General features: G+C 71.2%; 9 protein-coding genes. 3 read left to right on the top strand and 6 right to left on the bottom strand.

The genetic code is table 11. From position 1 onward, the window contains the following. Window positions 1-62: 62 nt before the first annotated feature. From GCU69_RS07675 to clpS, 3 genes are all read right to left on the bottom strand, one after another. A complete protein-coding gene (locus GCU69_RS07675; RefSeq protein ID WP_156205485.1) occupies window positions 63-1,541 on the bottom strand; it encodes an amino acid permease in 1,479 nt (492 codons plus the stop codon). 518 nt (window positions 1,542-2,059) lie between these two features. Next, complete coding sequence (locus GCU69_RS07680; protein ID WP_156205486.1) at window positions 2,060-2,671, bottom strand: DUF2017 domain-containing protein; 612 nt, start codon at window positions 2,669-2,671, stop codon at window positions 2,060-2,062. Beyond that, complete coding sequence (gene clpS, locus GCU69_RS07685) at window positions 2,671-2,982, bottom strand: ATP-dependent Clp protease adapter ClpS (protein ID WP_176604543.1); 312 nt, start codon at window positions 2,980-2,982, stop codon at window positions 2,671-2,673. Before clpS ends, GCU69_RS07680 begins: the two co-directional genes overlap by 1 nt. 117 nt (window positions 2,983-3,099) lie before the next feature. Between clpS and GCU69_RS07690 the strand changes: the two genes are divergently transcribed. Both GCU69_RS07690 and GCU69_RS07695 read left to right on the top strand, forming a co-directional pair. Then, window positions 3,100-4,428, top strand: coding sequence for a nicotinate phosphoribosyltransferase (locus GCU69_RS07690; RefSeq protein WP_098752094.1), 1,329 nt, complete (start codon window positions 3,100-3,102; stop codon window positions 4,426-4,428). 168 nt (window positions 4,429-4,596) lie between these two features. Continuing rightward, window positions 4,597-5,184 (top strand): nicotinamidase, encoded by a 588-nt coding sequence (locus GCU69_RS07695; RefSeq protein ID WP_098752095.1) that lies wholly within the window; start codon window positions 4,597-4,599, stop codon window positions 5,182-5,184. Window positions 5,185-5,350: 166 nt separating this feature from the next. Here GCU69_RS07695 and GCU69_RS07700 read toward each other — a convergent pair whose 3' ends face one another. Both GCU69_RS07700 and GCU69_RS07705 read right to left on the bottom strand, forming a co-directional pair. After that, on the bottom strand, window positions 5,351-5,731 hold the full coding sequence (locus GCU69_RS07700) for a hypothetical protein (RefSeq protein WP_098752096.1): 381 nt from the start codon (window positions 5,729-5,731) through the stop codon (window positions 5,351-5,353). A gap of 158 nt (window positions 5,732-5,889) precedes the next feature. Continuing rightward, a complete protein-coding gene (locus tag GCU69_RS07705) occupies window positions 5,890-8,283 on the bottom strand; it encodes an immune inhibitor A domain-containing protein (RefSeq protein WP_156205487.1) in 2,394 nt (797 codons plus the stop codon). A 397-nt stretch (window positions 8,284-8,680) separates the two neighbouring features. On the opposite strand from GCU69_RS07705, the gene GCU69_RS07710 reads away from it, so the two are divergent. After that, window positions 8,681-9,025 carry a hypothetical protein gene (locus tag GCU69_RS07710; RefSeq protein ID WP_156205488.1) on the top strand — a complete coding sequence of 115 codons (345 nt, stop codon included), beginning with the start codon at window positions 8,681-8,683 and terminating at the stop codon, window positions 9,023-9,025. Window positions 9,026-9,085: 60 nt separating this feature from the next. Here GCU69_RS07710 and GCU69_RS07715 read toward each other — a convergent pair. Then, window positions 9,086-9,731, bottom strand: a 646-nt coding sequence (locus GCU69_RS07715; RefSeq protein ID WP_235978305.1) for an RDD family protein, incomplete at its 5' end; no start/stop codon positions are given.

Below are 9,731 nucleotides of genomic sequence, written 5' to 3' on the forward strand. Positions count from 1 at the left end.
TCGGCGTGGGCCGCGTCGCGGCAGGGGCGGGAACGGCCGCCGTTCGGCGGGAACGGCGCCGCTCAGGGTGCCGTCTTCGCCGTCTCCCGCTCCGGCTCCGGCCCCCGCCCGGTGCCGGCGTCCACGGCGGCCCGGCCGGTGCCGCGGCCGCGGCCGCGCAGGACGGCCCAGCCGATGACGAGCAGCACGGCCCAGCCCGCGCCCACGTACAGCGACACCCGGGCGTCGCCGTCCAGTGCAATCAGCACCGTCACGAAGCCCAGGAACAGCAGCGCGATCCAGCTGCACAGGCTGCCGCCCGGGGCCGGGAAGGACGAGGCGGGGAGCCGGCCGGCGACGACCGCGGCGCGGTAGCGGATGTGGCTGATGAGGATCATCGCCCAGGTCCAGATGCCGGCGGCGGTGGCGACCGAGGTGACGTAGAGGAACGCCTTCTCCGGGACGACGTAGTTGAGGACGACGCCGATGCCCATCAGGGTGGCGGAGAGGGTGATGCCCGCGGCCGGGGTGCGCCGGGCGTTGAGCCTGCCGAGCGCCCTGGGGGCCTCCGCGTTGGCGGCCAGGTCGCGCAACATCCGGCCGGTGGAGTACATGCCGGAGTTGCACGACGAGAGGGCGGCGGTGAGCACGACGAAGTTGACGATGCCCGCGGCGAGCGGGATGCCGATCTTGCTGAACGCGTGCACGAAGGGGCTCTCGCCCGCGGAGAACTCGGTCCATTCGACCACCGCGAGGATCACGCTCAGCGCACCGACGTAGAAGATCACGATCCGCCAGGGCAGGGTGTTGATGGCCTTGGGGAGGGTCTTCTCCGGGTTCTCGCTCTCGCCCGCGGTGACGCCGACGAGTTCGACGGCGAGGTAGGCGAACATCACGCCCTGGAGGGTCATCAGGCTGGAGCCGATGCCGTTCGGGAAGATCCCGTCGTGCTGCCAGAGGTTGCCGACCGCGGCGGTGTCGCCCGCGTCCGAGAAGCCGAGGGTGAGCACGCCCAGGCCGATGACGATCATGCCGATGATCGCGGTGACCTTGACCATCGAGAACCAGAACTCGACCTCGCCGAAGATCTTCACCGAGATCAGGTTGACCCCGAACAGCACCACCAGGAAGACCAGGGCGCTGACCCACTGCGGGATCGCCGGGAACCAGAAGTGGATGTAGATGGCCGCGGCCGTGAGTTCGGCCATGCCGGTCACGATCCACATCAGCCAGTACGTCCAGCCGGTGACGAAGCCGAAGAACGGGCCGAGGAACTCGCGGGCGTACTCCGCGAAGCTGCCGGACACCGGCCGGTAGAGCAGGAGTTCGCCGAGCCCCCGCATGATGAAGAAGATGACCAGCCCGGCCAGGGCGTACATCAGGATGATGCTGGGACCGGCCTTGGCGATGTTCGCCCCGGCGCCCATGAAGAGGCCGACGCCGATGGCGCCGCCGATGGCGATCATCTGGACCTGGCGGCTGCCCAGCCCTCGCTGATAGCCCTCCTCGGATGCTTCGTCCCCATGGCCGTCGTCGTGCCGCGCGACCTGCGCTGAGGTCATGGTGGTGCGCCTTTCTCCACGACCGGTCCGGCCTGTGGCCGGGACCGGATTCCGATCCCCCCGGATGATGGAGTCACGCCGGCGATCGGCCTGGCGCCACCGGCCGGGACATGGGTGGCGTCCCGGCAGGTGATCGTGAAGATTTACCACGGCCGGACGCCGGAAACGGGCAGGCAAACGTGCCCCGACTCACAGACAAAAGGGGACAAACGCTTGGCGGGTGCGCATAGGTCACCACCTCGGCGCCGGGATCGTTATCCGGTTTTTAATGTCCGTTGAGCGAACACTGAGGAAACGGGACCCGGGGAGATCCGGGGAGATCCGGGAAGACTCCGGCGAGGCTCCATGGGGAAGTCCGGGAAACGCCGACGGACAGCCGGAACGGACAGCGGAACCGGACAGCAGGACCGGACAGCAGGACCGGACACCGGAACCGGACAGCGGAACCGGACAGCGGAACCGAGCAGCCGAGCGGGCCGGCCCGGCGGAACACCCCGCCGGGCCGGCCCCGCGGACGGTCAGGGCAGCAGCGTCTCGACGAGCGACTCCTGGAGACCGCCGAGCCAGAGGTACGCCATCACCATCGGCTTCCGGGGGTCGGAGTCCGGCAGCTGGTACAGCTCGTCGCTCTCGTCCTCCGTGACCTCCAGCCGGGCCCCGATGGCCAGCCGCAGGTCGTTGAGGGTGCCGAGCCAGCGGCGGGCGCCGTCGGCGTCGACCTGGAGCACGGCGCCCGGGCCGCCCGCGGCGGTCAGTTCGTCCAGCGAACGGACGACGGCGAGGGCGTCCTCGCGCTTCCGGGTCCGCAGATCGGACTCGGTGTACCGGCGGAACTCGGCGGAGTACGTCCGCGCCTCTTCCTCCTCCCGGGCGCTCAGCTTCCGTCCGGGGCCGCCGTAGGCGTCCGGGAAGAGCCGGGCGAGCGCGGGATCGGAGGGCGGCTCGGTCGGCCCCTCGGCGAACATCGCGTCCAGTGCCTCCAGCGGATCGTGGTCGCCGCCGTCCGCCGGCTCGTCTCCGGGCCCGACCAGCTCCAGCAACTGGACGGCCAGGCTCCGCAGGATGGAGATCTCGACCTCGTCCAGCGCGACGGCGGCGCCGCCGCCCGGCACGGCCTCGAAGCCCGTCATCAGCGGTCCTGCTGGAGCGTCGCCCACAGGCCGTAGCCGTGCATGGCCTGGACGTCCCGCTCCATCTCCTCGCGGGTGCCGCTGGAGACGATGGCGCGGCCCTTGTGGTGCACGTCGAGCATCAGTTTGTTGGCCTTGTCCTTCGAATAGCCGAAGTACGCCTGGAAGACGTAGGTCACATAGCTCATGAGGTTCACCGGGTCGTTGTGCACGACCGTGACCCAGGGGACGTCGGGCTCGGGCACCTCCGCCGGGGCACCGCTCGACTCCGTCTGCTCGATCTCCATGGGTGCGACACTCACGCGTCCCATGCTGCCACCAGGGGTGGCCCGGCGCACAAACGGCCCGCTCGGCGGCTCGGCGCGGCACCGCGATCCCCGGCGGGGCAGAAATCGTCAAACTGACGAAATGGGGGTAGCATCATCGTCATGAACACTGCGGACCTGGGGCTGCCGGTGGCCGTGCCGTCGACCGCTCTCTTCACCGACCACTACGAGCTGACGATGCTGCAAGCCGCGCTGCGGGCGGGCACCGCCGACCGCCGCTCGGTCTTCGAGGTCTTCACCCGCCGCCTCCCCGAGGGCCGCCGCTACGGCGTCGTCGCGGGCACCGGCCGGGTGCTCGACGCCGTGGAGAACTTCCGCTTCGGCGCCGACGAGCTGGACTTCCTGCGCCGCCAGGGCGTCGTCGACGAGCCCACCCTGGCCTGGCTCGCCGACTTCCGCTTCCGCGGCGACATCCACGGCTACCCGGAGGGCGAGGTGTACTTCCCGGGCTCGCCGATCCTCCGTGTCGAGGGCAGCTTCGCCGAGGCCGTGCTGCTGGAGACGGTCGTGCTGTCGATCCTCAACCACGACTCGGCCGTGGCCGCCGCCGCCTCCCGGATGTCGGTGGCCGCCGGGGACCGCCCGCTGATGGAGATGGGTGCCCGCCGCACCCACGAGCTGGCCGCCGTCGCCGCCTCCCGCGCGGCGTACGTCGGCGGCTTCTCCTCCACCTCCGAACTGGCCGCCGGATTCCGCTACGGCATCCCGACCATCGGCACCAGCGCGCACTCCTTCACCCTGCTGCACGACAGCGAACGCGACGCCTTCACCGCCCAGGTGGACTCCCTGGGCCGCGGCACGACCCTGCTCGTCGACACCTACGACGTCACCGAGGCGGTGCGGCTCGCCGTCGAGACCGCCGGGCCGGAGCTGGGCGCCGTCCGGATCGATTCCGGGGACCTGCTGCTGATGGCGCACCGGGTACGGGCCCAGCTGGACGAGCTGGGCGCGACCCGGACCAGGATCGTGGTGACCAGCGACCTGGACGAGTACGCCATCGCCTCGCTCGCGGCGGCGCCGGTCGACGCGTACGGGGTCGGCACCCGGCTCGTCACCGGCAGCGGCCACCCGACCGCCTCGATGGTCTACAAGCTCGTGGCCCGGGCCGAGTCCCCGGACCCGGCGGCGCCGCTGGTCCCGGTGGCGAAGAAGTCGCTGGGCGGCAAGACGTCGATCGGCGGCCGGAAGTGGGCCGCGCGGCGGCTCGACGAGCAGGGCGTGCCGGAGGCGGAGGTCGTCGGCACCGGGGAGGTCCCGGCGGAGCTGAGCGGGGAGCTGCTCCAGGTCCCGCTGGTGCGCGGTGGCGAGATCCTCGGCCGGGAGCCGCTGGACACGGTGCGCGACCGGCACCTCGCGGCCCGGAGCCGGCTGCCGCTGTCGGCGATGCAGCTCAGCCGCGGCGAGGCGGTACTGCCCACCGAGTACGTGTAGCCGGGCCGGCCTCCGGGTACGCCGACCACGCGCCCGGGGGCCGCCCGGCACGGGCGCGGAGACCCCCACTCGCGCCCGTCCCCCCGAGTCGCTACCCTCGGTCACAGGGCTCGGCCCGTGGCCACCGGACGGGGTCCCGCCGTCCCGATCAGCCGAAAGGCCCGCGTCATGCACCGTGCACTCATCGTCGTCGACGTGCAGAACGACTTCTGCGAGGGCGGCAGTCTCGGGGTCACCGGCGGCGCCGACGTCGCCGCCGCGATCACCGACCTGGTGGCGGACGCGACAGCCGGATACCGGCACGTCGTCGCCACCCGGGACCACCACATCAACCCGGGCGACCACTTCTCGGACTCCCCGGACTACGAGCACTCCTGGCCGGTCCACTGCGTCGCGGGCACCGAGGGCAGCGGCTTCCACCCGAACTTCGCCCCCGCCATCGCCTCCGGCTCGATCGACACCGTGTTCAGCAAGGGCGCGTACGCGGCCGCCTACAGCGGCTTCGAGGGCACCGACGAGCGCGGGGTGCCGCTCGCCGAGTGGCTGAAGGCCCGGGAGGTCACCGAGGTCGACGTCGTCGGCATCGCCACCGACCACTGCGTACGGGCCACCGCCCTGGACTCCGCCCGCGAGGGCTTCACCACCCGGGTGCTGCTGGACCTGACGGCCGGTGTCTCGCCGGTCACCACCGAGCGGGCGCTGGAGGAACTGCGCGAGGCGGGCGTCGAGCTGAGCGGCAAGCCGCTCGTCGTCTGACCTGAGCGGCGAACCTGCCGCCGCCCGGCCCGAACGGCGAGCCTGCCGTGATCCGGCCCGAACGGCGAACCTGCCCGCCCGGCCCGCGGGGCCGTACCGGCCCCTGGTGGCCCCGTACCGGCCCCCGGTGGCCCCGTACCGGCCCCTGGGCACTCCCTGCCGCGCCTCAGCCGGGCTGGACGGCCGTCCGGGCGGCGGGCGTCCGGGAAGGCCGGAGCAGGGCCGCGATGGGGTGCCAGGGCTCCGTGTCGTCGTCCGGGACCGAGCGCCACACCAGCCCCTCCGGGTGGTGCAGCACGGCGGTGATCTCGTCCGGCGTCGGCGGATGGGCGTTGCCCCGCAGATAGACGGCGCGCAGCCCGCGGTTCCGCAGCCGGGTCAGTGCCCGGGAGCGGTTCGCGGCGTGCACGAGCACCCGGACCCGCCCCGCTCCGCCCGTGCCCTCCGCCCCGAGGTCCGGGACCACGCCCCTGACCGCGGGCCGGGGCAGGGACAGGGCGACGACGACGCTGCCGCCCGGGAGCTTGGTGAATCCTCCGCCGGTCATACTCCTCCGCGCCTCTCGATGCCGGGTGTGAAGCCTGGCCCGTTTCCTGGTGTGAGGCCCGGTGTCAATAAGGGCCGCACCCGTGCATCTAAACGCCTAACGGCCGCCGCCCGCTAGGGGGCGGCGGCCGCTAAGGCTCTGACCTGCTGTGATGCTCGCTACTTCGCCGAGGGACCCACCTTGACGATCATGTTCGAGCCGCTCGGGGCGTCGTACAGGATCGAGATCTTGGTGTTGGTGTCAGGAACCTTCACACCACCGGTGGGGTTGGACTCGTACCAGTACGTACCCTTGTGGTCGTCGAAGACCCGCTTGCCCGGCTTCGGGGCGACCTTGGCCGGCTCACCGTCCTGGTGGAGGGTGAAGCCCTCGCTGCGGTACCAGCTGAAGGGCGAGTCGTAGGCCTGGATGCGGTTGCGCATCAGGCTGCCGTCCGCCCACTTCTCCGGCTCCGCGTTCGCGTCCACCGGGAGGATCAGACCCTCGCCGGGGTGCTCGCCGACGTTGTTGTCGGCCTGCGAGGTGTCCCAGAGCCAGAGCAGCAGCCCGTTCTGGTACGGGAAGTGCTCCACCCAGTTGGGCCGCGTCCCCGACCAGCCGAAGTTGTACGGGCCGGTCTCGAGCGTCCTGTCGTAGCTGACGTACTGCCGGTTCTCGGCGATGTAGTACTGCGGGTACTCCTTGGTGAACGACTCGCCGATCCGCGAGAAGCCCTCCGTCGTCCAGCCGTTGTCGTCGCCCTCGGCGTCGTCGGTGACCAGCGCCTCGCCGTCCGCGACGACGGAGATCGCGTCGGCCGCGAAGCCCTTCATCGCCAGACCGCCGTCGGTCTGGTAGCGGAAGCGCAGGTCGATCTGCTGCCCGGCGTACTCGTCCAGGGAGTAGACCAGGTCCTTGTACGCGCCGGAGGAGCCGTGCAGCGCCGGCTTGTCGCCGCCGTCGCGCGGGATGGCCTTGCCGTCGGCGGTGCCGTCGACCGGCGTCCAGTTGGCGCCGCCGTCCGTGGAGACCTCGGCGTAGAGGTAGTCGTAGTTCTCCTCGATGTCCCACCAGCCCTTGAGCTCCAGGGACGCCGCCGACTTGCCGGTCAGGTCCACCGGCCGGGAGAGCGTGTTCTTCAGGTCGTTGCCCATGCCGCTCCACCACTGCTTCTCGCCCTGGGCGGGCGCGACGATCGTGGTGGTCTTCTCCTTGGCGGGCAGCTCGACCACGAGGGCCTGCTTGTCCTTGGTGTTGTACTCGGCGACACCCAGCTTGTGCGTGGACGACGTCGCGGCCTTGGCCGTGTCGTAGTCGAGCCAGCCCAGCTGGAGCTTGTCCCAGGCGGTCATGTCGCCCGGCATGTCACCGATGGCCTCCTCGCCCTCGCCCAGCCAGGAGCCGGAGGACATCAGGGACCAGAACGCGACGGAGGACTCGCCGGTGCCGGAGGTGTCGTAGAGGTCCGGCAGGCCGAGGTCGTGGCCGTACTCGTGGGCGAAGACCCCGAGTCCGCCGTTCTCCGGCTGGATGGTGTAGTCGCCGACCCAGATGCCGGTGTCACCGATCTCGGTGCCGCCCGCCTTGTTCTCCTCGGGCCCGGTCCGGCCGGCGTCGACGCCGTACGCGTACCAGCGGTGCGCCCAGATGGCGTCCTCGCCCTCGGCTCCGCCGCCCGCGGACTCGTCCTCGCCGGCGTGCACGACCTGGAAGTGGTCGATGTAGCCGTCGGGCTCGTTGAAGTCGCCGTCGCCGTCGAAGTCGTAGCGGTCCCACTTGTCGTACTCGGCGAGCTGCGCCTTGATCTCGGCGTCCGACCTGCCGGCCGCCTTCTGCTGCTCCGACCAGGCCGTCACGCCGTCGCGGACCGCGTCCCAGACGTTGGCGCAGTTGCTGTCGCCGCAGTAGTTCGAGCCGTAACGGGCCTCGTTGTACTCGACCTTGACCCAGTCGGAGACCTCACCGTCGACCGAGTAGCGCCCCGAGGACTGCTTCTCGTAGTACTTCTTGAGGGACTCCTTGTCCTTGTCCTCGGAGAAGTACAGGTCCTGGTAGTGCTGCCGGTCGAAGTCGGCCTGCCACTCGGTGCTGTTGTCCTCGCCGCGGTCCGGCTCCGCTATCTCGTTGTGCTGCGGGCCGGGCGTACCGCCGTACTTCGGAGCGGGCGGCTCGGGGCCGTCGCCGTCCGGGTCGTACATCGTGGTGTCGTCGACCTTGTCGCCGAACTCGACCAGGATGGTGAAGATCTTGTCCGTCTTCTCGCGGGCCAGCTCGACGTACTTCGAGCGGCCCAGCTTGACGACGCTGGACCCCTCGCTCTTCTTGGCCTTCACGTCTCCCGAAAGCACCTGCTGGAGCGCGGCCTTGCGCTGCTCCTTCTGCTGCTTGCTGAAGGGGCCTTCGAGGTCGTGCTCCACATGGCCCTTGGCCGGCGCCGGATCACGGCGTTCGATCCCGGCGGTGGATCGGTCGTCCTCCGCGTCCGCGGCGACGGCCGGCAGAGCGGTCGCCCCCATCGCGGCGACGACGACGGCCAGGGCGGCGGATCTGGCGGCCCTCCGTTGGCTGTTCACTTGGCGCTGTCCTCCCGGGTGTTCCCCAGTGCTGCCTCTTCCGGGGGCATTGCACCGGAGTCCCGACAGAAAAGACAGATCTTGACTTGAACACGCCACGGGTGTACCCAGTCCGGGAACCCCGCTCCGGTAATCGGACATGCCACCCAACCCCGAACAGGCGCGCGCATCTCGCCCATTGGAAGGGCGTATGACTCCGTGCGCCCCCTGTGCAACAGCACTGTGGGTTAGGTCATGCTTACCTCCAGTTCCGCTCGGGCAAACAGCACCGTAGAGTCCGTATCAGGCACGAACGCTGCGTTTCTCCCGGGGTCAGGCACCCGCGGCCGGCACCGCGGCCCCGGGACAGCACACGAACCGACATCCCCCGAACACTGTCCCGAGGACGGAAATCGCCATGCCGCGTCCGACTGCCGCACAACTTGCCTACGGTTCCGCCACCGTCGTCCTGTCGACCCTGGCCATGCTGCTGATGTCCGAGACCCGCTCGGTGCTCGGCATCGTGTCGATCAGCCTGGCGGGGCTCGCGCTCGGCCTCTTCGTCGCGGTCACGGTCCCGGCGCCCCGCGCCGCCCGGCGGCCCGGCGTCGCGCAGACCGCGCCCGGTTCCGGCGCCCGCGGTGCCGCCGCCGCCCGGCCCGCCGAGGTCGTCCGCGCCGAGGCGTTCAGCGGCCGGGCCGCCCGCCCGCGCGCTCGTGCCGGAGTCGGCTCGGGGATCGGAGAGCACTCCGGGCACCGCTGACCGGAAGCCGTACGCATCCCGCGCCGTGCCAGGGGGACACGGCGGGGATGCCGGCATCCGTCAATCCGCGGAGACCACCACGGTCTTCGCGGCCTTGTCGTGCAGGCACTGCTGGTACGGCTTGTCCCAGGTGCAGAACAGCACATTGACGAGCCAGAAGACGAAGCCGCAGCAGGGCACGAGCTGCGGCAGCGAGTACGTCGCCGCCCGGAACCAGCCCGGGCGGCCCGCCGGGACCGCGCCGTTCTCCAGCATCGCGACCCGGATCCTCATCAGCTTCTTGCCGACGGTCTGCCCGGACGCCGAGAGCATCAGCCCCTCGTACACGAAGTACGCCAGCAGCACGACGAGTTGCACGACGCCCGACCGCCCGGCGTCGTCGGCCCTGGTGACGTCGTAGCCGCCGACCACCAGGGTCATCAGGACGCCGACGGGGATGCCGATCAGCAGGCTGTCGATGATCCGGGCCAGCAGCCGCCGGCCGCGGTTCGCCAGCGGGGGCATCCCCGCCAGCGGATCCGTTCCGCCGTACGGGCCGCCCCGGGGACCGCCGCCGTACGGATCGCCGGCGCCGCCGTAGGGGTCGCCGGGCCGCCCGTACGGGCCGCCCGCGCCGCCGTAGGGGTCGTCGTACGGGCTGCCGCCGGGGACACCGCCGTACGGACCGCCCGCGCCGCGGCCGCCGGGGGGCTCGTGGGGGCCGCCG

Source organism: Streptomyces lycii, from assembly GCF_009735685.1.
In the GTDB taxonomy this organism is placed as follows: Bacteria; Actinomycetota; Actinomycetes; order Streptomycetales; family Streptomycetaceae; genus Streptomyces; species Streptomyces lycii.